Below are 22,379 nucleotides of genomic sequence, written 5' to 3' on the forward strand. Positions count from 1 at the left end.
TTTTTTCATTTTATTTATTATAGGGGGATTATTGTTGTGTTTAGACTTGAATCGTTCAATTAATGTGTTAAAATGAATGCTAATAAAAAAATAAGATGATTATTTGAAATTATTCAAATAAAGAATGAGAGGATCCGAAACGATGAAGAAAAATTTGAAGTACCTATTTCCAATTGCCATTTTTTTGTTTTCTATTTTTAAATTAAAGCAAGAACTGTCATTAATTGGCTTTAAGGATATTTATCGAACGATTCATGACAAATCATTTACTGAAATTAGTTTGTTAGTTATTTCAGGTTTAATAGGAGTGGCTATATTATGCCTATACGATGTTGTGTTAGTTCGATCATTAAAGATTAAACCTCCTCATTCTCAGATGCTAAAAATTAGCTGGATTAGTAATGCGCTAAATAATTTGATTGGCTTCGGTGGGATTGTTGGGGCGTCTATTCGCTATAATTATTTTAGTCAATTTACGAGTGAAGAAAATAAAAACACACTGAAGAAAAGCATTTCGCTATTATTACTATCCATGATTACGGGTGTAGGTGTCCTATCTTTGCTGATTATTTCTAAGGTATTTACACCAACAAATTTGCTAGATGATAAGCCTTTCATTAAAATTGCGTTAACCGTTCTCGCTATTCTATTGCCTATTTTTATCGTTGCAACGCATGTTAGACCACCCGTAGCTGAGGATCGCTGGTTGCCTGTAAAATATACAGTGGTTTCGGTGTTAGATTATGCCTATGTTGGTTTCATTATGTTCTTAGCGTTACGTTTTGTTGGCGTTGAGATTGACTTTTGGCATATGGAAAGCGTCTTTATTATTGCAACAATTGCTGGATTGATAAGTATGGTTCCGGGAGGATTGGGAAGTTTTGACGTCATTTTTTTATTGGGAATGACTAGAGATTTAGGTCGAGATGAAGCGTTAGTTGGACTAGCCTTAATTTTTTATCGTTTAGTTTATTACATTATTCCATTCTTACTGGGGTTGATTTTATCTTTGAGCACGTTTCAAGGTGTTTTCAAGGACAAAATTCAAGAACAGCCAGTTGTTATTTTTTCAAAAGAGTTCGGTGCGATTGTGTTTTCTTTAACGAAACAACGTTTGCAGTCAATTAGTCGTCTAGTACTTGTTTTCTTATTTTGCCTAATAAGCTTCTTTTATTTTCAAGACTCGAGCGTCTCGATATTATATAATAGAGGACCGCGTTTTGAATGGTTAACCATACTAGCTTCGACTGGTTACGTTGTGACGAGTCTAATGATCATTCCGAACTTGATAGGAATTTATCGTGGTTCAAAAGAAGCCTATCGTTTATTATGGATACAGCTGATAGTATTATTATTGTGCCAAATCAGTCTATATGTTTACGATCGTTATTATTTTGATATTTTCTTTACGTCATTATTGATTATAAGTTTGAGCTTTTTTAAACGGGTAATTGTATGTAACGTAGGGGTCAGATCAGTTATTGAAAAGGTGATATGGGTAGGAACGGCACTAGTTTATTTGATTCAGATTCTTTATGTTGTCTACCTGTGTGAGGAGTATATTCCTACCAAAATGGCTAAGATAATGTGGAGTATTTTCGCTATAACGTTACTTTATTTAATCGCTATGATTGCTTATCGTTACTATTTACGTCATAAATTATCAGTAAAAACTGAAATCAATACCTTTAAATTAAGCACAGATAAGTCCTCTTATCGACAAGTTTTAGCTGAATATTCAGGTACGAATTTGGCTCATTTAGGTCTGTTACCGGCTAACCAAACGTTAACAAGTGAGGACTTACAAATGAGTGCGATTTATCAAGAGAACAACCATTATATTATTATCTTAGGTGATCCCTTTGGTGATGAAGCACAAACATTCACGTTTATTCAACAGTTGGATCAGTTAGCCTTAAGCATTGGGAAACAATTGATTTTTTATCAAACAACGCCTGATAATATCAATATATATAATGAATTAAAATACAAGTTGTTTAACCTTGGAGAAGAGGGAGAGATTGATCTTGCCACTTTTAGTATTACGGGTAATAAGGGGAAAATTTTCCGTCAATTACTTAATAAGCAAGAGGCGCGTAATCTAACGTTTGGAATTGAGCCTGTTGATGATAATTTGCTTGATGAACTACGCGTTGTATCCGATGCATGGTTAGGTGATAAAAAAGAAATGTCCTTTTCAATTGGTAATTTTGATGAGGAATATATACGAGCCTCTGATTGTGCAGTGATTCGAGATGAAGATAAGCAAGTAATCGGTTTTGCTACATTAATGCCAACCTATAGTGAAGGGAAATTGTCAGTTGATTTAATTCGTTGGCAAGAGCAAGATAAGTTCTCGATGATGGATTTGTTATATCTTGATATCATGTTATGGGCACAGGAGCAGGGCTATCAAACATTTGTTATTGGGATGGCACCATTATCAAGTTCGTATGAAAATACGAATAGCTTCTTATATGCGATGACCAATAGTATTTATCAAAATTCATCGAACTTTTATTCATTTAAAGGTTTACGTCATGCAAAAAATAAGTTTAAACCTATTTGGTATCCGAAATATTTGGTTTATCCGCAAAAAATGTCATTGTTACAAGCAGTTTATCAAAGTTATCGTTTTATTCATCCGAATAAATAAGCGCAAGAAAATAAAGAGGCTGTGACAAAAGTTAGTGTTATTAGTCTAAAATAAAAAATCCGAAACGGACGAAAAGTGTTATTTTTCGTTTGTTTCGGATTTTTTCTATTTTCTATGTCTTTCTGCGTCTCCCAAGACGCTAATTTCATCATATTTAGCGCCAAGGAAACAATACCGGTTTCCTTGAGAACTTTTCCAAGTCCTCTCACAGAGAAACGAGTGAAGCCCAAAGAAGCCTTCATCCGTCCGAAAACTGGTTCCACATCAATCTTACGTTTAGCGTAAATTTTTCCAGTTTCTTTCGTTGAAAGAAAATCTCGTTGCTTCGCTTTATAATATTCCCATGAAGGATTAATCATTATTTTTCTTATGTGGCCTTTGGCTGTTAACGCAGCAGGAATTTCTTCACGATTTTCGTCATATTTTTCTGCCACATATTCCTTGAAATCACGTGAAAAACCGTCTTTGTCTGTGCGTTTTCGATACGTATTAAAATTAAAACGGACTCCTTTTGGGTCAATATAATAGTCTTCTTTTTCTTCGTAAAACCAATTCATTACCTTTTTATCATCTGACTGCCATTTCTTACTATTTTCTTTCAACATTGTCCCGTACGGGATTAATGAGGTATGTTGAGATAATTTGTCTTCTAGATATTGATAGTTACTTTCTGAACAATAACCTGCATCTGCTACTATATACATGGCATCCTTTTCTGCTAAATTCATTTTTTCTAAGAAAGGGATTAACGTTTTAGTATCTGTTGGATTTTGGTAAACATCATAGCCTACGATAAATTGCTTGCTCGTAGCAATTTGCAGATTATAAGCTGGCTTAAGCTGACCATTTTTCATGTGATCTTCTTTTACTCTCATGAAAGTGGCATCGTGATCAGTTTTTGAAAAGCTGTTTCGTTTCCCGAAAGTCTTAAATTGCTTTTGATGTTCTAGCATTTTAGCTCGACGTGCAGCTAATTTTCTTTTAGTTGATTTTAAAGAACGTCGTTCTTGTTTAGCAGGGTTGGGAGAAAGCTTAGGTGTTGTTTCAATTTGTTTTTCTAATTCTTCTAATCTGAATTCTAAACGAGTTAGAACTTCATCAACCATATCTAAAGACAGATTAGAACCATCTGGTATATGAGACGACGAATAAGCCTCTTTTAATTCATTCATTAAAGAGACGGTTGCTTCTCGATTCATCGCATCGAAACGAATCGTGCTTTTCTTCCAAACAAAACTAAATTTATTGGCATCAGCTAAAATTTTAGTTCCATCAATAAAAATGGCATCATCAATCATGTTTTGTTGACGTAAATAAGCGGTTAGCTGCTCCAAGCCTTGATTAATAAGACCTTCTAATTCATCAGATATTCTAAAGCGTGCAATCGTTCGATAAGAAGGCATCATTTCTTGTGTTAACCAACGAGCCGGTAGGCTCTCTTCAGCCAATTGAGCAATTTTACGACTACTAAAAACACTGCGTGTGTACGCAAATAAGACCAGCTTTAACATAGCAGATAAATTATATTGACGTGGTCTTCCGAATAAATAAGATTCTTTGATTTTTAATGTTTCAACTAGCTCGTTAATAAACCAAGCCGTATTATTTTTTTCTGGAATATATGAACTTGTAATATCCAAACTTAACTGATTCATGTTATAATTAGAATACATTTTTTGGTCCTTTCTAGGATTCTTTGAAGCATGGGTCGGACCGTGCTTCTTTTTTATTTTATTATACCAAAACCCCTGATAAATTTGGCTTTATTGCCAAATTTATCAGGGGTTTTTTTAGAGACTTATGTCACAGCCTCTTTTATTTTATCTTAATTAAGTTAGTTGGTCTAAAACAGAGCATACAGCTTTCCCTAGTCGGGTACAGGCCTCTTGTTCATTAATACGATAGGCTGTAGTTGCGTCAGAATTTGCTAAATCAGATAGACATTTTATTGAAATAAAAGGAACGTGATTGATAAAACAAGTTTGGGCAAGTGCACTTGCTTCCATATCGACGGCGGTACAGTTCAATTCATGCTGTATGCGGTGATGACTAGCCGTATCAGTGATAAAACTTTCTCCGGAAGCAATCCCACTAGGAATAGCATCCGGTAATTGCTGTTTAATAAAATCGTATAGAGGCTGATTAGCTTTAAACTGTTCTTGAAAGGGAAACGTATTTTTCATTTGACTTAAACGGACATCATGATGAGTAACATGCGATCCAATAATAATATCGTATAGTTGCACATCAGATGCTATGCCACCGGCGATTCCGATATTAACCATCACATCCGGTTGATATTGATGAATGAGTTGTTGGCAATGGATGGCAGCATTAACTTTTCCTATTCCCGTTGTAGCTAACGTGAACTCAAATTCACCAACAGTAAATTGGTAGAATAACTGTTGATTTTTATTCCCCATAGTTTCTAATTGATATTGGTGCAGAATATGCTCAAGTTCAATCGACATGGCACTTACAATGGCAACTTTCATAGAAATACCCCCCCATTTTTGTTTATTGTATCACAACCAGTCATCAACTTGTTTTAAAATGTGTCTTTTGATAGCGTGGATGGTAGGATTTGAACCTACACCTTTTGAGGAGGGGAGGTCTCCTCGCAAGTGAAACACCATGTTCACCCACAAATAATGTATAAATTTAGTTTAAATCTTAATTCTTAAGGGCAACTTAATTATTTTCTAAGAATTGATTAAGAAACTATCAAAAAATATTTTACAGAACCTCAAAACAACAGTATAATTAAACAGAACGTTTTTTGCGTTACAACTAAAAATTTGGAAAGCGAAGTGAAATTATGGGGCGTAAATGGGCAAACATTGTCGCTAAGAAAACAGCTAAAGACGCTAACAACAGTCGTGTCTACGCTAAATTCGGTATTGAAATCTATGCAGCAGCAAAATCAGGTGATCCAGACCCGCATTCAAACCAAAAGCTACGTTTCGTTATTGAACGCGCAAAAACTTATAATGTACCAAAACATATTATCGACCGTGCGATCGACAAAGCAAAAGGTGCCGGCGATGAAAACTATCAAGAATTACGATATGAAGGATTTGGTCCAAACGGTTCAATGGTAATCGTGGACACTTTAACAAATAACGTGAATCGTACAGCTTCTGATGTTCGTGCAGCCTTCGGTAAAAACGGTGGTAACATGGGTGTTTCTGGTGCGGTAGCGTACATGTTTGATAACACTGCACTATTCGGTTTTGCTGGCGATGACGCTGACGAAATCTTAGAATACTTAATGGAAAAAGATATCGATGTTCGTGATGTGGTGGAAGAAGAAGGACAAATCATCGTTTACGGTGAAGTAACGGATTTCCATACGATTCAAGAAGCATTGAAAGAAAAAGGCATTGAAGAATTCTCAATCGCTGAAATTCAAATGATTGCACAAAACGATGTGACACTTGAAGGCGATGACTTAGCACAATTTGAAAAAATGATTGATGCATTAGAGGATTTAGAAGATGTCCAAAACGTGTTTCACAATGTTGATTTAGACTAAATTATTTATTGACGAGAGTTACCATTTTTGGTAGCTCTTTTTTATATGAATTTGATAAGATTAATGATAATTTGTAAATTTAAGCATCTGTCATTTCAAAAAATAAGCAATTAATGATAAAATAAAGGTAATAATCAATTGAAAAGGAGAGGGTTGTATGTGGAAAAATTTAACCATGATAATAATACTTGTTTTATTATTAATGGGATGTAGCTCAACACAGACAACGAATCAAACGCAACCCTCTACAAGTCAAATGCCTTTGAATCCTGAATCATCTATACGTTTGGATGGAGAAGAAAGCGCTATACTAAAAGAATTCCAAGGAGAATACACAGATTTTTATCATCAAAATAGCTTTTCAATGTCGGAAATACTAGGAGTTTATGAAGCTAAAGGGAATGATAAGGTGGGGATCGTTACGTGTGTTGAGGAGCAAGAGATTAATTTATGGCGAATAAAAACGAACGCTCAGACAGAATTTTATATTAAGAAACTTACGTCTGATGAAATTGAAGTGGGGCTATCTTTAAATAAAATGACCCCTTTATTTAAATTTGATTCACGTGCTAAAAAAATTTCTGACATTGAGTTTACAAAATATCAACCATTTATTGGGGAATATTTCTGTTCAGCTGATCGTATTAGAGTTAAATTAGGATTAGCTTCTAATAATCGAGCAGCTATCATTATATCAAATGATGAAACAGAGCAAGTTTTCGTATGTGAGACATTGCGTTTATCAAATGATAAAAATCAGCTGTTTTTTGATGTATTGTACAATGACATTCCGCTTCATTTTCGCATAGCAAAAATTAGTGAGGATGCTATCTTGTTTAATGGCGAAGGTGAATACAAACGTCAATTGATGTTAAAACGTGTGAAAAGCGATGTATGACCCTAAACTTATCTTTTATAAGGAATTATTAAGAATTGGCGTAATATTATACGTGATATAATGATATGTGTTATTATTAACCTGTTTCAATAAAAAAATATATAATGGGTGATTAAATGACTATTAAACCTAAAGCGCTAAAAGCCATTCATACGGCGACTGTTAGTGCAGGAAGTGTTGCAGCGGTTCCGATTCCTTTTTCTGATGCTGCACTATTAGTACCAATTCAAATGATGATGATTAGCAGTATTTATAAAGCATATGGACTGACGTTTACCGATGGGATTAAAGAAGGGGTAACACAAGCTACACTAGCTTCAACTATTGGTAAAATGTTGGTTGGTAATGCGTTTAAATTTATTCCGGGTATTGGCAGCGTGGCCGGTGGCGTCTTAAATGTGACCGTTGCTGCCTCTATTACACGAATGATAGGGATGCGAGTAGCCAAAGCTTTAGATAAAGGGGAACTAGAAACAAATAATGATTTATTAGAGTTAATCGCAACTGTTTCGAACGTCTCTAGTGTTTTGAAAAAGAAATAACAAATAAAAAATCTCCTAATAGTTGTTAGGAGATTTTTTATTTATACATCCTTAACTTATTTGGAAATTCTATAAGCTTAATATTTAGTGTTATTCGGTTTTTATAATAAAATAACAATATAATCATTTAGTATTATGATAGGAGGAAGTTAATTATGTTATGGTCTTTAATTGTAGGCGCTATAATTGGCGCAATTGCAGGCTCAATCACTAAAAAAAGTGTTTCGATGAATTTGCTGACTAAAACAATCGCGGGTTTACTTGGCTCGGTTATTGGTCAATCACTATTAGGAGAAAGAGGTCCACACTTGGCTGGAATGGCGATCATTCCATCAATTATCGGTGCTATTATCCTTATTTTAGGTGTATCTTATTTTAGGAGAGATCGTTAATTATCTTAAGAATTATTTAGATATTTTGTTATTAAACATCGAATTTAGTCTAACAAATTCGGTGTTTTTCGTTTATAATTTATGAGGAAAGGTTGTGAACTAATGAAAAATAATGATTTTAAAGATGTTGTTTTAGGCAGAAATTCGATTCGTAAATATGACCCTGAAGTTAAGATTTCTCAAGCTGAGATGAATGAACTATTAGCTGAAGCTATGCACGCGCCATCAGCGGTTAATTTACAACCGTGGCGAATGGTCGTTGTGTCTTCTGAAGAAGGAAAAACCCGTTTAAGACCTTTTATCGGTTCTAATACGCTTCAAAACGATACGTCAGCAGCGATGATTATCATTTTTGGCGATTTGAAGTGTTATGAGTATGCTGAAGAAATTTATGACGAAGCAGTAGCGACAGGCAAAATGCCACAAGAAATTAGAGACAAACAATTATCTTTTATTATTCCTATGTATCAAGGATTTTCAAATGAAAAGATGAGAGAAACAATTTATATCGATAATAGCTTAATGGCTATGCAATTGATGTTAGTAGCACGTGCTCATGGTTATGACACCAATGCGATTGGTGGGTTCCAAAGAGAAGGGCTAGCAGAGGCGTTTGAAATGGATCCAAGTCGTTATATTCCAACCCTAATTATTTCAGTAGGTAAGGCGGCCGAAGAAGGGTATCAATCAGTACGTTTAACACCAGAAAAAGTTGTGAAACATTTTTAATTAACATGTGAAAATAATATGAAAAGAGCGTTGATCTCAATGGAGGTCAACGCTCTTTTAGTGTTAAGTTAAGCAATCGTTGCGTTAATAAAGGCTTTAAATAATGATTGCGGACGATTTGGTCGAGAAATTAATTCTGGATGGAATTGACTAGCAACAAAGAATGGATGCTCGGAAATTTCCACAATTTCAACTAAGCGACCATCAGGTGAGACACCTGAGAAAGTCATACCGTTTGCTTCAAATTGTTCACGGTAATCATTGTTGAATTCATAACGGTGACGATGACGCTCAGCAACTTCAGCTTGTTGGTTATAAGCGTCATATGTTTTAGTCCCTTCTTTAAGAACACAAGGGTACAAGCCTAAACGTAAAGTACCGCCTAAATCTTCGATACTCTCTTGATCTTTCATTAAATCAATAATATTATGTGGCGTTTCTGGTTGGATTTCAGCAGAATTTGCGCCATCTAAACCGATCACATTACGTGCAAATTCTACACAAGCCATTTGCATACCTAAACAAATACCCAAGAATGGCACGTTGTTTTCACGAGCAAAACGAATGGCTTCAATTTTCCCTTCAATTCCACGTTCACCAAAACCACCAGGAACTAAAATACCTTGTGCCTCTTTTAAAATGTCCGCTACATTTTCGCGTGTAATATCTTCAGATTGAATCCAATCAATTTCGATATCAGTGTTGTAAGCAAATCCGGCATGTTTTAAAGCTTCGGCAACGGATAAATAAGCATCATGTAATTCAACATATTTACCAACTAAAGCAATTTTAGCTTTCCCTTGTAAGTTTAAAACACGTTGCTCTAAGGCTTGCCAATCTGTCATCTCAGCAGGTGCTGTGTCTAGCCCCAGGTGATCACAGACATATTGATCCATGCCTTGTTTTTGTAAATTTAATGGGATTGAGTATAATGTTTCGACATCACGTGATTCAATAACCGCCTCAGTAGGCACATCGCAAAATAGTGCTAGTTTATCTTTGATATCTTGAGACACTTCATGTTCTGTTCTAACCACTAATAAGTTAGGTTGGATACCTAAAGAGCGTAGTTCCTTCACACTATGTTGTGTAGGCTTAGTTTTCATCTCACCACTAGCATTTAAATAAGGGATTAAGGTAGTGTGAATATACATCACGTTTTCAGCGCCCATGTCTGCTTTCATTTGACGTAATGCTTCTAAATAAGGAAGTGATTCGATATCACCAACGGTTCCACCAACTTCTGTAATAATAACATCTGAATCGGTATGTTTAGCGGCACTCATTAACTTATCTTTAATTTCATTTGTAATGTGTGGTACGACTTGGACTGTTGCGCCTAAGTACTCACCACGACGTTCTTTACGGATGACTTCAGAATAGACTTTACCTGTTGTCACATTTGAAAATTGATTCAAGTTGATATCAATAAAGCGCTCATAATGTCCTAAGTCTAAATCGGTTTCGGCACCGTCATCTGTTACGAATACCTCACCATGTTGATAAGGGCTCATAGTACCAGGGTCAACGTTGATATACGGATCAAACTTTTGAATTGTTACATTCAATCCTCTGTTTTTAAGTAATCGTCCAAGTGATGCCGCCACGATTCCTTTACCAATTGATGATACAACCCCACCTGTTACAAAAATATATTTTGTCATAAAATTTTACTTCCTTTCTTAGAACATTGAATATGAGGAGCGTCCAGCAATTACTTCAGATAAAAACAAAAAATCCCCATTCCATACAAGGAATAGGGAGCTAAAATCATTTTCATTTGCATCTCAAAAATTGAGGTGCCCATAAAGAATAGTACAAGATTCACAAGAAAGTGTCAAGAAAAAATGTAAGATAAATGAAAGTTTTATGAATACCCTGAAAAAGAAAAATATGATAAGATAGAGGACATGTAGAATAAAGGAGAGAAGTGCTGTGTCTTTAAAAGTTTTTTTAGAACTAGTTGAAATAAAAGCCAAAACGGCAAGTGTTTTACCATTTTTAATCGGATTATGTTATAGCTGGTATAATTATGGAACCCTTAATATAGGTTATGTCATAATTTATTTTATCGCCATGTTTATTTTTAATATGGCAGTTGATATGCTAGACAATTACAACGATTATCACAAAGCAACGGATGTTCATGATTACAAAGATAAAACCAATATTATTGGTCGTGAAAATTTAGATGACAAATTAGTGCTGAAATGGCTGACAGTGATGATTATCGTCTCAGCTATTATGGGGATTGCATTAGCTGCTAAGGTGGGATGGCCACTCTTATGGATGGGAATGTTCTGTTATTTTGTTGGGATATTTTATTCATCTGGACCGAAACCTTTATCAAGTTTACCGTTGGGCGAAGTCTTTTCAGGTTTTACAATGGGTTTTATGATTTCATTAATTTGTGTCTATTTGAATAGTTATGAAACCTTTATCTGGAACTGGGTGACGATTGGCTCAATCGCTTTAATTTCGTTACCGAATACTTTATGGATTGCCAACTTGATGTTAGCCAATAATTTATGTGACTTAGATGAGGACGAAAAAAATAATCGCTTTACTTTAGTCCACTACATTAAACGTGAGGGCGCTAAGAAATTATTTGTCGGATTAAATATTATCGCCTTTTTAGCTATCGTTCTAGCAGTTGTATTAGGAATTGCACCGTGGACGATGTTATTAACACTACTTATTGTTCCGTTTGTCATGAAAGAAACGAAAAAATTAATGGCTGTGCAAATCAAGTCTCAAACCTTCATCTGTGCGGTCAAAATCTTAGCCATTGGTGCGTTCGTGCAAGTAGTGACGTTTGTTTTGGGCATGTTTTAATAAATTGTTAAGCATAAAGGACTGTCGATATGGACAGTCCTTTTATATTATATACGTATTTTTCATTCATGGTGAGTTTCGTAAAAACTTACCTTTTTTGCTTTTCCATATATTATTGAGTAGAATAAGAGTATAAAAAAACATGTAGAGGAAAAATAAAATGACATTAAAAATAAAAGAAATTCCAGCACCAATCTTAGATCATCCTACAATAAAACCAATCTTAACGGATGAAACGATAACTGAACGTAAAAACAAGTTATTAGCTCACATGATGGAGAATGATATTAGTACGTTAGTGATTTATGCTGACAAAGAACACGGTAGTAACTTTGAATATTTAGCCGGGTTTATTCCACGATTTGAAGAAGCCTTATTAGTGATGACCATTAGTGGTGAGATGAGTTATATTTTAGGTAACGAGAACGCGAACAAAGCGAGTAAAGCGAGACTATCAGGAAAAGGAATTAAATGTCCAATTTTTTCTTTGCCAAACCAACCAATGTCAGAAACGACACCTTTAGTAGCTTATTTAGAAGAGGCAAATTGGGATTTTTCAGGACAAGTTGGACTAGTCGGTTGGAAGCTGTTACCTGAAGTAATGCGTGCGACTTTTGATATTCCGATGATGATTGTTGAAGCTATAATGGAAATGGTAGATAAAGAAAAGCTAGTCAATGCTACGGGCATGATGATTGATCCAGTCGATGGTGTCAGAACGACAAATAATGCGAATGAAATTGTTCATTATGAATATGGTGCGTCACTGGCTTCGGATAACTTGTTAAGAGCAATGGATGCTTTAGCAATTGGTGTCAGCGAACAGGAAGTGGGGCATCTCTTACAGTCAAATGGACAATATCCAACCATTGTGACGATTGCTGCCTTTGGTGAACGTTTTGAAAAAGCTAATCTATATCCAACACATCGTCAGTTAAAAGAAGGGGATAAAGTCGCCTTAACGGTTGCATATAAAGGCGGACTAAGTAGTCGATGTGGTTACGCGGTTGAAACTGTAGAGCAACTGGAGCAACGCGACTCTGGTTATCTAGAGGAGGTCGTGATTCCATACATGTCAGCTTATTTCAAATGGCTAGAAACAATCAAAATAGGCATTAATGGCCATGATTTTTATGAACAGTTTGAAGCCAGCTATCCTAAATCTAAGTATGGTTGGCACCTATGTCCAGGACATTTAGTAGCCGATGAAGAATGGTTATCTTCACCTTTTTATTCAGGCTCAAAAGCGTTCGTTAAAAGTGGCATGATTTTTCAAATTGACTTTATTCCTTCACAAACTGGTCATCAAGGCGTCTCGGCTGAAAGTACAATTGTCATGGCAGATGAAGCGCTAAGACTTGAATTGAAAAGAGATTATCCAGAATTTTGGCAGCGTGTTGAAAAACGGCGTGATTATATAGTTAATGAACTAGGAATAAGCCTTTCTGATGAAATTTTACCTTTAGCTAGTACGGTTGGATATTTACGTCCTATGTTCTTAAATAAAGAACTTGTGATAGTAAAATAAGTACTGATAATAATTTAATATTTTTCTAAAAAAGTCGAGAAAACGTTGTTCAAAGGGACGTTTTCTCTATTTTTTTGTGAAAAATATTAAGAAATTAATATTAATTAGTTCAAAAACCTATTTCAATATGATATAGTAAAATTGTAAGTTATAGAAAACGATTACATGGGGGTTATACTTATGACAACTGACAAATTTATTATGGCGATTGACCAAGGGACAACGAGTTCAAGAGCCATCATCTATAATAAAAAAGGACAACAAGTGGCAAGTTCTCAAAAAGAATTTACCCAATACTTCCCAAATGATGGCTGGGTAGAGCATGATCCAAACGAGATTTGGAATTCTGTTCAATCCGTTATTGCTGGCGTGTTTATTGAAAGCGGTGTTAAACCACAACAAATCGCTGGTATTGGGATTACTAATCAACGAGAAACAACCGTTGTTTGGGACAAAAAAACAGGTAAACCTGTCTATAACGCTATCGTATGGCAATCACGTCAATCAGCTGGTATTGCGGATCAATTGAACGCTGATGGTTATAGTGAATTATTCCATAAAAAAACAGGCTTAATTATAGATTCATATTTCTCAGCGACTAAAGTTCGTTGGATTCTAGATAACGTTCCAGGAGCACAAGAGCGCGCTAATCGTGGTGAATTATTATTTGGTACGATTGATACGTGGTTAACTTGGAAATTGACAGATGGCGGTTCGCATGTGACGGATTATTCTAATGCTAGCCGTACAATGATGTTTAACATTCATGAATTAGATTGGGATGATGAGATTTTAGAAATTTTAAACATTCCACGTTCAATGTTACCTAAAGCAACATCAAACTCTGAAATTTATGGCCATACACAAGGTTATCACTTCTTTGGTAGTGAAGTACCTATTTCGGGGATGGCTGGAGACCAACAGGCTGCTTTATTCGGTCAAATGGCTTTCGAACCAGGAATGGTTAAAAATACATATGGTACTGGTTCATTTATCGTGATGAATACTGGTGAAAAACCGCAATTATCAAAAAATAACTTATTAACAACCATCGGATATGGCATCAACGGTAAAGTATACTATGCGTTAGAAGGAAGTATTTTCGTGGCGGGTTCTTCTATTCAGTGGTTACGTGATGGCTTACAAATGATGGAAAAAGCAAGTGAGTCTGAAGAAATGGCACGTCGTTCTGAAAATGATGACGAAGTCTATGTCGTACCGGCTTTTGTTGGTCTTGGGGCACCATATTGGGATCAGGATGCACGTGGTTCTATGTTTGGTTTAACTCGTGGTACAACGAAGGATGACATTGTTAAAGCAACATTACAATCAATTGCTTATCAAGTAAGGGATGTTATCGACACAATGCAAGATGATACAGGCATTAAAATTCCAGTTCTTAAAGTTGATGGTGGGGCAGCTAACAATGAGTACTTAATGCAATTCCAATCTGACATTATTGGCGCGCCAATTCAACGTGCAGCTAACTTAGAAACCACGGCTTTAGGAGCGGCGTTCTTAGCTGGTTTAGCAGTTGGCTACTGGAAAGATATTGATGAAATTCGCGAATTTTATGAAGCAGGTAAAATGTTTGAACCAGAAATGGCGGACACACGACGTACGCAATTATATGATGGCTGGAAACAAGCAGTAGCCGCTACACGTATGTTTAAACCACACGAGTAATAGAAAGGGAGTTGTCGAAATGGTCTTTTCAATTAAAACACGTCAAGAAACAATCGGAAAATTACAAGCAGAGGAATTAGATTTATTAATTATCGGGGGAGGAATTACCGGAGCAGGTGTTGCTTTACAAGCAGCAGCAACTGGTTTGAAAACAGGCTTAATCGAAATGCAAGATTTTGCTGAAGGGACATCTTCTCGTTCAACTAAGTTAGTTCATGGAGGGATTCGCTACTTGAAAAACTTCGATGTTGAAGTAGTAGCAGACACCGTGACAGAACGTGCTGTTGTACAAAATATTGCGCCTCACATTCCAAAGCCAGATCCAATGTTATTGCCAATTTATGAAGGTGAAGGTGCAACAACATTCAACATGTTTTCAGTTAAGGTTGCGATGGACTTGTATGACCAATTAGCTGGTGTAACAGGCACCAAATTTGCTAATTATACGTTAACACCTGAAGAAGTGTTAGAACGTGAACCATTCTTAAAATCAGAAGGACTAAAAGGAGCAGGTGTTTACTTAGATTTCCGCAACAACGATGCGCGTTTAGTAATCGACAACATTAAAAAAGCTCATGAAGACGGTGGCTTACTAGCAAGTAAAGTTAAAGCAGTTGGTTTTTTATACGATGATAATAACCAAATTATTGGGGTTAAAGCGCGTGATTTAGTAACAGATGAAGTCTTTGAAATTAAAGCGAAATTAGTCATTAACACAGCGGGTCCATGGGTGGATAAAGTGCGCAACTTAAACTTCAAACGTGCAGTAGTTCCTCAAATGCGCCCTACAAAAGGTGTTCATTTAGTTGTAGATGCGAAGAAACTACCAGTTCCTCAACCAACCTATTTTGATACGGGTAAACATGATGGTCGTATGGTATTTGCTATTCCACGTGAAGACAAAACTTATTTTGGGACAACCGATACTGACTATCAAGGAGAATATACCGAACCAAAAGTAACCCAAGAAGATGTCGATTATTTATTAGATGTTATCAATTATCGTTATCCAAATGCGAATATTACCTTGGATGATATCGAATCAAGCTGGGCAGGATTACGCCCATTATTATCAGGTAATGCTGGTTCTGATTATAATGGTGGTGATAACGGTAAAATTACTGATGCAAGCTTTAATAAAGTGATTGAAGTAGTCACAAACTATAAAGAAAACAAAGTGAATCGTCTAGATGTTGAAGAAGTCTTAAACAATTTAGAAAGTAGTTTAGAAGAAAAAACATCGAGCCCTTCATCAGTGTCACGCGGAAGTAATTTAGAACGCGAAGAAGATGGTCTAATTACGTTATCAGGTGGTAAAATTACTGATTATCGTAAAATGGCTGAAGGTGCCATGAAGTTGATTTTAGATATTTTAGCGAAAGATTATGACATGAGCTTCGAATTAATTGACTCAAAAGATTATTCATTATCAGGTGGGGAGTTTGACGCTTCTAAAGTTGAAGAAACGGTCGCTGAAAATGCTAAGATTGGTATCGCTGCTGGTTTATCCGAAGCGGAAGCAACATACATCGCGGACTACTACGGCATGAATTCATTGAAAATCTTTGAACTTGCGAAAGCAATGACACCTTTTGCTGGATTGTCATTAGCTGAATCAGCAAGATTACAATATGCTTTAGAAGAAGAAATGGTTTTAACTCCTGCAGACTATTTTGTTCGCAGAACTAACCATATGTTATTTAAACGTGATGAGTTAGATGGTATAATTGAACCAGTCATCGATGCAATGGCTAATTATTTTGGATGGAATGATGCGACTAAAGCTGAGCAAGCAGAAACATTTGCCGAAGTTTTAGCTGAATCTGACCTAAAATATTTGAAAGAAGGGGAGTAACAAGATGCAAGCAGTTATGGGAGAATTTATCGGTACCATGATTTTAATTTTATTAGGGGGCGGCGTTTGTGCGGCGTGTAACCTAAATCAAAGTAAAGCACAAAACGCAGGTTGGATTGTTATCGCTCTAGGATGGGCAATGGCAGTTACTATCGCTGTTTTCATTTCAGGATTTATGGGTCCAGCTCATTTAAATCCAGCTGTGACAATTGCAATGGCAATGACAGGTGCGATTGAATGGAGTCAAGTAGTTCCGTTTATTATTGCTCAACTATTAGGAGCAATCGTTGGTGCGATTCTAGTTTGGTTAGCTTATTTACCACATTGGGATGCAACAGAAGATCAAGGGGCTATTTTAGGAACATTTGCAACTGGTCCAGCAATTCGTAACTTACCAGCAAACATGATTACTGAAGCTATTGGAACATTCGTTTTAGTTTTAGCATTATTAGCGTTTGGTAAAAACGATTTACAATTTGGTAATAATGTTTTCGCAGTTGGTGCAGTTATCTTAGCAGTTGGTTTATCTTTAGGTGGACCAACAGGCTACGCTATTAACCCAGCGCGTGACTTAGGACCAAGAATTGCACATGCAATCTTACCAATGAAAAACAAAGGTGACTCTGATTGGGGTTATGCTTTAGTTCCAATCGTAGGACCAATTATCGGTGCGATTATTGCGGTATTAGTTTTTAACTTATTCTAATCATCAGTAAAATCAAATAAATAAAAAACGTGCTTCTCTATCAAAGAGAAAGCACGTTTTTTTAGTTTAACTGTTGGTTAACTGCATCAACGATGGTTGAAACGTCAGCTAAAGCACCTTTACCAAAGTCACCGCAAGCAAGCAGGCTTTCTTTGGGTTCGATGATTTGATAACCATATTCTATTAGCGTTGCCAAGTTCTTCTGAACAGCTGGATGAAGATACATGTTGGTATTCATCGCGGGTGCAATTAATTTAGGCGTCGCGTTATTAGGTAAGGCAAGCGCGGTAGCGGTGACTAAATCGTCCGCAATCCCATTGGCTAATTTACCGATAATATTAGCGCTTGCTGGTGCGATTAAGAAGACATCGGCTTGTTTTGCTAGTTCAATGTGGCTAATTACCTTAGGATGTTGTTCTTCCATGACGTTTGTGTAGACATAATTCTTTGATAGTGATTGAAGCGTTAAAGGGGTAATGAACTCAGTTGCGCTTTTAGTCATCATGACATTAACGCTGTATTGTTGCTTTGTTAATGAACTGACAATATCGGCTGCTTTGTAGGCAGAGATACTACCGGAAACGCCCATTAAGATATTAGACATAGTGATAGCCTCCTATTATTTAGTGGTTAATGTTTGCTTGATCATTTCGGCAATTTCAGGTTTCGTGTGAGCCTTCGTTAAACTGCCGTCAGGTGAGACTAAGTAACCAGTGTGTTGATCTCCTTCAATTGAGGTCAAGTCGTTTGCTAGAACGTAGTCACAATCATTTTTTGCTAGTAACTGGCTAGCGATGGATAATAAGTAATCTTCTGTTACATCAACTAATAATTTGAATCCGACTAATGTAGTGTCAGGTTGAATTTCTTTAATCATTTTGATGATTTTAGGTGTTTTCTTCAAACGTAATAATAAGTGTTCATTTGAGGAAGAGATTTTTTTGTCTTCGTTTTCTTTACCAAGTTTTGCTAAGACATCGCTCAATGTCTCAGTGAATGTTTGCTCGTCAATGGTCGCTTGTTGATTGAATAGGGCCTCTTTTAAGTGAGTTAATAATTCTTCTTGGCTAAACGCATTATCCATCGTATAGTCACTGACGGCCATGCTGTGGATGACGATATCATAAGTATGGGTGGTTAATTCGTGTTTAATCGCTGATTCTAAGTCCTGACTAGTAAAAATAGGGATGAGTTGAATGGCCTTGTTTTCTGGAACAATGGCTCCATAACCATGAATGTACGTAACGTGATGATTGTCATCTTGAGCAAAATTATCGGCAATAATTGAACCTAAACGTCCAGTTGAGTGATTGGCGATATAGCGCACCTCGTCAATTTTTTCTTTGGTACCACCTGCTGTTACTAAAATACGCATAATGAAAATCTCCTTATCCTTTTATTAGTTTAATTCTTCAATCATTTTTTCAATTTTACGGTTACTCATTAGTGAGCGGCAAACTAAGCTAACAATTACACCAGCCACAATCGCCTCGATAATCCCATTAGTAAAAATAATCCCGCCAATAATTTTATATAAGCCAGTTGTATTGACTTGATTAATTTTGGCATAAGCATCTTTAAATAAAAGTAAAATACTACCTAAAACTAAGATAGTATTGGTCAATGAGCCAATGATTCCGCTAATTACATATCGAACAATATTTTTTTCTTTCATGAAGCGTGCCAATAATTGATAAACATAAAAAGGAACGACACCTACCATTATTCTTGGTACAAAACACGTGATTAAAGCTAAAAGTGACCCATGTGTTTCACCAGGTAAATTAGCAAACGGCGTGAAAACAAAGGAACTTACAACTGGAGCAGTGGTGTTGCTAATGAAGCTCGTTAATCCGAAAACAAAACCTAAAATGGCGCCTCGTTTTGGACCTAATAATATTGAAGCAATTATGACAGGTACATGTATGATGGTGGCTTTAATTAGTCCTAATTGAATGTAACCAATGGGTGTAAAACTTAGAACGAAAATAATTGCGGTAAAAATGGCAATCAGGACTAAGTTTTTTGTTTTTGACTGTTTAATGAGAATCTCCTCCTAGTGTTAATTGACATAAATCAATTGGTTTTTTAATAAATTGAGTTGCTTGATAATTTGGTGTTCATCGACTTGTTTGAATGTCTTAAAAATACTAATACCTTCTAATAACATAATAAACATGTCTGCCAATTCAGGAATGTTTTGATTGGCAATCACTCCCTGTGTTTTTCCAAGTGTTAATAAGTCGCGAATCGTTGCTGTTAAGTAGTCAACATAACTTTTTTGAAAGGCGATTTGTTCAGGTTCTTGATGAGAGTTGTAGTACTCATAAGTGGCCACCAAAATCGAATCATCGATGTTTAATAACCGATTTTTTTGTAGTTCTAGGTATTGCTCGAATATTTCTTCGAAAGGTTCTTTATTGGCAACACGTTGATTAATAATTGTGAATTTTTGTTTAGATTGTTCTATTACCACTTCTTGAAACAATTCTTCAATCGAAGGGAAATACAGATATAGACCGCCTCGACTAATCCCGCATGCATGAACAATGTCCGCCATTGTTACGTTCGCATAGCCTTTTTGTCCGAAAATTTCACGTGCAGTATCAAGAATCATGGCCCGTTTTTCACGTTTCATGGCTTCGTTTTTATTTTGAGTCAAGTCGTTACCTCCTTAAACTTAATGACATTTGTGTCACTAAGTTATCATGAACTGACACGAGTGTCAATAGTAAAGGCTTACATGTCTTGTCAAAAGGTTCATTTTTTGCTAAGATTCCTATGATAAAAAGGTTTCTTAAAAAATTTAATGTTTTGAAGGACGGATAAATGGTATAATAGAAAAGCTGTTCCTTTATGGAAAGACAGAGAATAGGATTTTGTTCGATAGATAAGGAGTTAGTTCAGAGATGGTAAAAAAAGTAAATAATGAATATAACGATTCATCTATCCAGGTACTAGAAGGCCTTGACGCGGTTAGAAAGCGTCCAGGTATGTACATTGGATCAAATGACAGTAAAGGGTTGCATCATTTAGTATATGAAATCGTAGACAATTCTGTCGACGAAGCGTTGGCTGGACATGGTTCAGAAATTAATGTCACAATTTTTGAAGATGGTAGTATCGGCGTGGAGGATTTTGGACGAGGTATGCCAATCGGAATGCATCAATCAGGTGTGCCGACTGTTCAAGTTATTTTTACCGTTTTACATGCTGGTGGTAAATTTGGCCAAAATGGTGGCTACAAAACATCTGGTGGCTTGCATGGTGTAGGGGCAAGTGTTGTAAATGCGCTATCACAGTGGTTAATTGTACGCACTGTGCGTGATGGTGTTGAATACGAGCAACGTTTTATCAACGGTGGTAAACCAGATGGTACCTTAAAAAAACTTGGTAAAACTACGAAGAAAAAGAATGGTACGTTCATTCAATTCTTGCCGGATAAAGAAATTTTCACAACAACTAATTTCTCTTTTCAAACGTTAGCAGAGCGTTTGCGTGAGTCAGCCTTCTTGCTAAAAGGCTTAAAAATTACGATTCGTGATGAACGTCCAGCTGAAACAGTGGAAGAAGTTTTCCATTATGAAGAGGGAATTAAAGAGTTTATTAGCTATTTAAACGAAGAAAAAGATGATTTAACACCAGTTGTCTATTTCGCTGGGGAAAAAGATGACATCGAAATAGAGTTTTCATTCCAATACAATGATGGATATTCTGAAAACGTCCTGTCATTCGTTAACAACGTGCGTACGAAAGATGGTGGTTCGCATGAAACCGGTATGCGTACGGCCTTAACAAAGAGTTTTAATGACTACGCACGTAAAGTGGGGCTATTAAAAGACAAAGATAAAAATCTTGATGGGACAGATATTCGTGAAGGGTTAACAGCGATTATTTCAGTCCGTATACCAGAAAGTATCTTACAATTTGAGAGTCAAACGAAGGTTAAATTAGTAACGGTGCCTGCTAGAACAGCAGTGGAATCCTTGATTTCTGAACAGTTAGGTTTCTTCTTACAGGAAAATAATGACATAAGCCAAATGTTAATTCGTAAGGCGTTAAAAGCGCGTGAAGCGCGTGAAGCCGCCCGTAAAGCGCGTGAAGAAAGTCGTAACGGTAAGAAAAAGAAAAAACGTGAATCATTGCTTTCAGGTAAATTAACACCCGCTCAAACTAAAAATCCAAAGCGAAATGAACTTTATTTAGTTGAGGGAGATTCGGCTGGTGGTTCAGCTAAACAAGGTCGTGACCGTAAATTCCAAGCGATTTTACCATTACGAGGAAAAGTATTAAACACAGAAAAAGCGAAGTTAGAAGATATCTTAAAAAACGAAGAAATCAACACGATGATTTATACGATAGGCGCAGGTTATGGTTCAGACTTCTCACTTGAAGATTGTAACTATGACAAAGTGATTATCATGACCGATGCAGATACTGATGGAGCACATATTCAGACGTTACTCTTAACGTTCTTCTATCGCTTTATGACTCCGTTAGTTGAAGCCGGAAAAGTGTATATCGCGATGCCTCCTTTGTACAAAGTAACTAAAGGGACAGGTAAAAAAGGTGTATTAGAGTATGCTTGGACTGATGAAGAACTTGAAAAAATTACTCAACAAATGGGTAAAGGCTATATGTTACAACGTTACAAAGGGTTAGGTGAGATGAACGCCGATCAATTATGGGAAACAACCATGAATCCGGAGACGCGTACCTTAATTCGCGTGACTCTTGAAGAAGAAGATGGAGAATCAGGCAGTAATGAGAAAATCGTTTCAACGTTAATGGGAGACAAAGTTGATAAACGTCGTCATTGGATTGAAAACAATGTGGCCTTTACGATGGAAGAAGAGGGCAGTTTATTGGACGATAATCCGACTGATGATGTCGAGCATGTTGAAATGGTTGAAGAAATGCTAGAACTACAGCAAGAAGAAACCAAAGAAGAAGTAAGCGAAGAATTATTTGCTGAAATAGATTTATTTGCAGATTTATAAGATAAGGAAGTGAAAGA

19 protein-coding genes are annotated in these 22,379 nt (G+C 36.2%); 12 read left to right on the forward strand and 7 right to left on the reverse strand.

Annotated elements, in window-relative coordinates; all coding sequences use genetic code 11:
* The first annotated feature begins 142 nt into the window (after window positions 1–142).
* A complete protein-coding gene (locus FA707_RS04285) occupies window positions 143–2,656 on the forward strand; it encodes a phosphatidylglycerol lysyltransferase domain-containing protein (protein ID WP_168177341.1) in 2,514 nt (837 codons plus the stop codon).
* Here the strand turns inward: FA707_RS04285 and FA707_RS04290 are convergent.
* On the reverse strand, window positions 2,641–4,329 hold the full coding sequence (locus tag FA707_RS04290; RefSeq protein WP_136953063.1) for an IS1182 family transposase: 1,689 nt from the start codon (window positions 4,327–4,329) through the stop codon (window positions 2,641–2,643). The genes FA707_RS04285 and FA707_RS04290 overlap by 16 nt on opposite strands.
* A 156-nt stretch (window positions 4,330–4,485) precedes the next feature.
* A complete protein-coding gene (gene mtnN / locus FA707_RS04295; protein ID WP_136953064.1) occupies window positions 4,486–5,151 on the reverse strand; it encodes a 5'-methylthioadenosine/S-adenosylhomocysteine nucleosidase in 666 nt (221 codons plus the stop codon).
* Window positions 5,152–5,474: 323 nt separating this feature from the next.
* Here mtnN and FA707_RS04300 point away from each other — a divergent pair, with 323 nt between their 5' ends.
* From FA707_RS04300 to FA707_RS04320, 5 genes are all read left to right on the forward strand, one after another.
* Window positions 5,475–6,191 (forward strand): YebC/PmpR family DNA-binding transcriptional regulator, encoded by a 717-nt coding sequence (locus FA707_RS04300; protein WP_136953065.1) that lies wholly within the window; start codon window positions 5,475–5,477, stop codon window positions 6,189–6,191.
* A gap of 157 nt (window positions 6,192–6,348) precedes the next feature.
* Window positions 6,349–7,089: a hypothetical protein gene (locus FA707_RS04305; protein ID WP_136953066.1), complete on the forward strand. Its 741-nt coding sequence runs from the start codon at window positions 6,349–6,351 to the stop codon at window positions 7,087–7,089.
* 116 nt (window positions 7,090–7,205) lie between these two features.
* On the forward strand, window positions 7,206–7,631 hold the full coding sequence (locus FA707_RS04310; RefSeq protein WP_136953067.1) for a GTPase: 426 nt from the start codon (window positions 7,206–7,208) through the stop codon (window positions 7,629–7,631).
* Between the two features lie 155 nt (window positions 7,632–7,786).
* Entirely contained in the window at window positions 7,787–8,023 is a 237-nt protein-coding gene (locus FA707_RS04315) for a GlsB/YeaQ/YmgE family stress response membrane protein (protein ID WP_136953068.1), read from the forward strand.
* Window positions 8,024–8,125: 102 nt separating this feature from the next.
* Window positions 8,126–8,752, forward strand: coding sequence for a nitroreductase family protein (locus tag FA707_RS04320; protein WP_425471307.1), 627 nt, complete (start codon window positions 8,126–8,128; stop codon window positions 8,750–8,752).
* Between the two features lie 68 nt (window positions 8,753–8,820).
* Here FA707_RS04320 and pyrG read toward each other — a convergent pair whose 3' ends face one another.
* The gene (gene pyrG / locus FA707_RS04325; RefSeq protein ID WP_136953070.1) at window positions 8,821–10,416 is read right to left on the reverse strand and encodes a CTP synthase; all 1,596 of its coding nucleotides are present in this window, start codon (window positions 10,414–10,416) and stop codon (window positions 8,821–8,823) included.
* Window positions 10,417–10,687: 271 nt separating this feature from the next.
* On the opposite strand from pyrG, the gene FA707_RS04330 reads away from it, so the two are divergent.
* The 5 genes from FA707_RS04330 (at window position 10,688) to FA707_RS04350 (ending at window position 17,362) form a co-directional block, all read left to right on the forward strand.
* Window positions 10,688–11,587 carry a prenyltransferase gene (locus tag FA707_RS04330; RefSeq protein ID WP_136953071.1) on the forward strand — a complete coding sequence of 300 codons (900 nt, stop codon included), beginning with the start codon at window positions 10,688–10,690 and terminating at the stop codon, window positions 11,585–11,587.
* Window positions 11,588–11,747: 160 nt separating this feature from the next.
* Complete coding sequence (locus tag FA707_RS04335; protein WP_136953072.1) at window positions 11,748–13,115, forward strand: M24 family metallopeptidase; 1,368 nt, start codon at window positions 11,748–11,750, stop codon at window positions 13,113–13,115.
* A gap of 180 nt (window positions 13,116–13,295) precedes the next feature.
* Window positions 13,296–14,801 (forward strand): glycerol kinase GlpK, encoded by a 1,506-nt coding sequence (gene glpK / locus FA707_RS04340; protein WP_136953073.1) that lies wholly within the window; start codon window positions 13,296–13,298, stop codon window positions 14,799–14,801.
* 19 nt (window positions 14,802–14,820) lie between these two features.
* Entirely contained in the window at window positions 14,821–16,656 is a 1,836-nt protein-coding gene (gene glpO, locus FA707_RS04345) for a type 1 glycerol-3-phosphate oxidase (RefSeq protein WP_136953074.1), read from the forward strand.
* A 4-nt stretch (window positions 16,657–16,660) separates the two neighbouring features.
* The gene (locus FA707_RS04350; RefSeq protein WP_136953075.1) at window positions 16,661–17,362 is read left to right on the forward strand and encodes an MIP/aquaporin family protein; all 702 of its coding nucleotides are present in this window, start codon (window positions 16,661–16,663) and stop codon (window positions 17,360–17,362) included.
* Between the two features lie 61 nt (window positions 17,363–17,423).
* On the opposite strand, the gene coaC is transcribed toward FA707_RS04350, so the two are convergent.
* Genes coaC through FA707_RS04370 form a run of 4 tightly spaced genes read right to left on the reverse strand, consistent with a single transcriptional unit; the run spans window position 17,424 to window position 20,024 of the window.
* Window positions 17,424–17,966 (reverse strand): phosphopantothenoylcysteine decarboxylase, encoded by a 543-nt coding sequence (coaC, locus tag FA707_RS04355; RefSeq protein WP_136953076.1) that lies wholly within the window; start codon window positions 17,964–17,966, stop codon window positions 17,424–17,426.
* A 15-nt stretch (window positions 17,967–17,981) separates the two neighbouring features.
* Window positions 17,982–18,737 carry a phosphopantothenate--cysteine ligase gene (coaB, locus tag FA707_RS04360; protein WP_136953077.1) on the reverse strand — a complete coding sequence of 252 codons (756 nt, stop codon included), beginning with the start codon at window positions 18,735–18,737 and terminating at the stop codon, window positions 17,982–17,984.
* 24 nt (window positions 18,738–18,761) lie between these two features.
* Window positions 18,762–19,412, reverse strand: coding sequence for an ECF transporter S component (locus tag FA707_RS04365; protein ID WP_210409636.1), 651 nt, complete (start codon window positions 19,410–19,412; stop codon window positions 18,762–18,764).
* Window positions 19,413–19,424: 12 nt separating this feature from the next.
* Window positions 19,425–20,024, reverse strand: a complete 600-nt coding sequence (locus tag FA707_RS04370) for a TetR/AcrR family transcriptional regulator (RefSeq protein ID WP_136953079.1) — start codon at window positions 20,022–20,024, stop codon at window positions 19,425–19,427.
* Between the two features lie 247 nt (window positions 20,025–20,271).
* On the opposite strand from FA707_RS04370, the gene parE reads away from it, so the two are divergent.
* Window positions 20,272–22,362 (forward strand): DNA topoisomerase IV subunit B, encoded by a 2,091-nt coding sequence (gene parE / locus FA707_RS04375; protein ID WP_136953080.1) that lies wholly within the window; start codon window positions 20,272–20,274, stop codon window positions 22,360–22,362.
* Window positions 22,363–22,379 lie beyond the last annotated feature (17 nt).

The sequence above is a fragment of the Vagococcus zengguangii genome (assembly GCF_005145005.1).
Classification (GTDB): domain Bacteria; phylum Bacillota; class Bacilli; order Lactobacillales; family Vagococcaceae; genus Vagococcus_A; species Vagococcus_A zengguangii.

What these genes read in the sequence shown, in the direction of transcription:
- FA707_RS04285 (WP_168177341.1), top strand. Translation starts at nt 143, where the DNA reads ATGAAGAAAAATTTGAAGTACCTATTTCCAATTGCCATTTTTTTGTTT.
- FA707_RS04290 (WP_136953063.1), bottom strand. Translation starts at nt 4,329, where the DNA reads ATGTATTCTAATTATAACATGAATCAGTTAAGTTTGGATATTACAAGT.
- mtnN (WP_136953064.1), bottom strand. Translation starts at nt 5,151, where the DNA reads ATGAAAGTTGCCATTGTAAGTGCCATGTCGATTGAACTTGAGCATATT.
- FA707_RS04300 (WP_136953065.1), top strand. Translation starts at nt 5,475, where the DNA reads ATGGGGCGTAAATGGGCAAACATTGTCGCTAAGAAAACAGCTAAAGAC.
- FA707_RS04305 (WP_136953066.1), top strand. Translation starts at nt 6,349, where the DNA reads ATGTGGAAAAATTTAACCATGATAATAATACTTGTTTTATTATTAATG.
- FA707_RS04310 (WP_136953067.1), top strand. Translation starts at nt 7,206, where the DNA reads ATGACTATTAAACCTAAAGCGCTAAAAGCCATTCATACGGCGACTGTT.
- FA707_RS04315 (WP_136953068.1), top strand. Translation starts at nt 7,787, where the DNA reads ATGTTATGGTCTTTAATTGTAGGCGCTATAATTGGCGCAATTGCAGGC.
- FA707_RS04320 (WP_425471307.1), top strand. Translation starts at nt 8,126, where the DNA reads ATGAAAAATAATGATTTTAAAGATGTTGTTTTAGGCAGAAATTCGATT.
- pyrG (WP_136953070.1), bottom strand. Translation starts at nt 10,416, where the DNA reads ATGACAAAATATATTTTTGTAACAGGTGGGGTTGTATCATCAATTGGT.
- FA707_RS04335 (WP_136953072.1), top strand. Translation starts at nt 11,748, where the DNA reads ATGACATTAAAAATAAAAGAAATTCCAGCACCAATCTTAGATCATCCT.
- glpK (WP_136953073.1), top strand. Translation starts at nt 13,296, where the DNA reads ATGACAACTGACAAATTTATTATGGCGATTGACCAAGGGACAACGAGT.
- glpO (WP_136953074.1), top strand. Translation starts at nt 14,821, where the DNA reads ATGGTCTTTTCAATTAAAACACGTCAAGAAACAATCGGAAAATTACAA.
- FA707_RS04350 (WP_136953075.1), top strand. Translation starts at nt 16,661, where the DNA reads ATGCAAGCAGTTATGGGAGAATTTATCGGTACCATGATTTTAATTTTA.
- coaC (WP_136953076.1), bottom strand. Translation starts at nt 17,966, where the DNA reads ATGTCTAATATCTTAATGGGCGTTTCCGGTAGTATCTCTGCCTACAAA.
- coaB (WP_136953077.1), bottom strand. Translation starts at nt 18,737, where the DNA reads ATGCGTATTTTAGTAACAGCAGGTGGTACCAAAGAAAAAATTGACGAG.
- parE (WP_136953080.1), top strand. Translation starts at nt 20,272, where the DNA reads ATGGTAAAAAAAGTAAATAATGAATATAACGATTCATCTATCCAGGTA.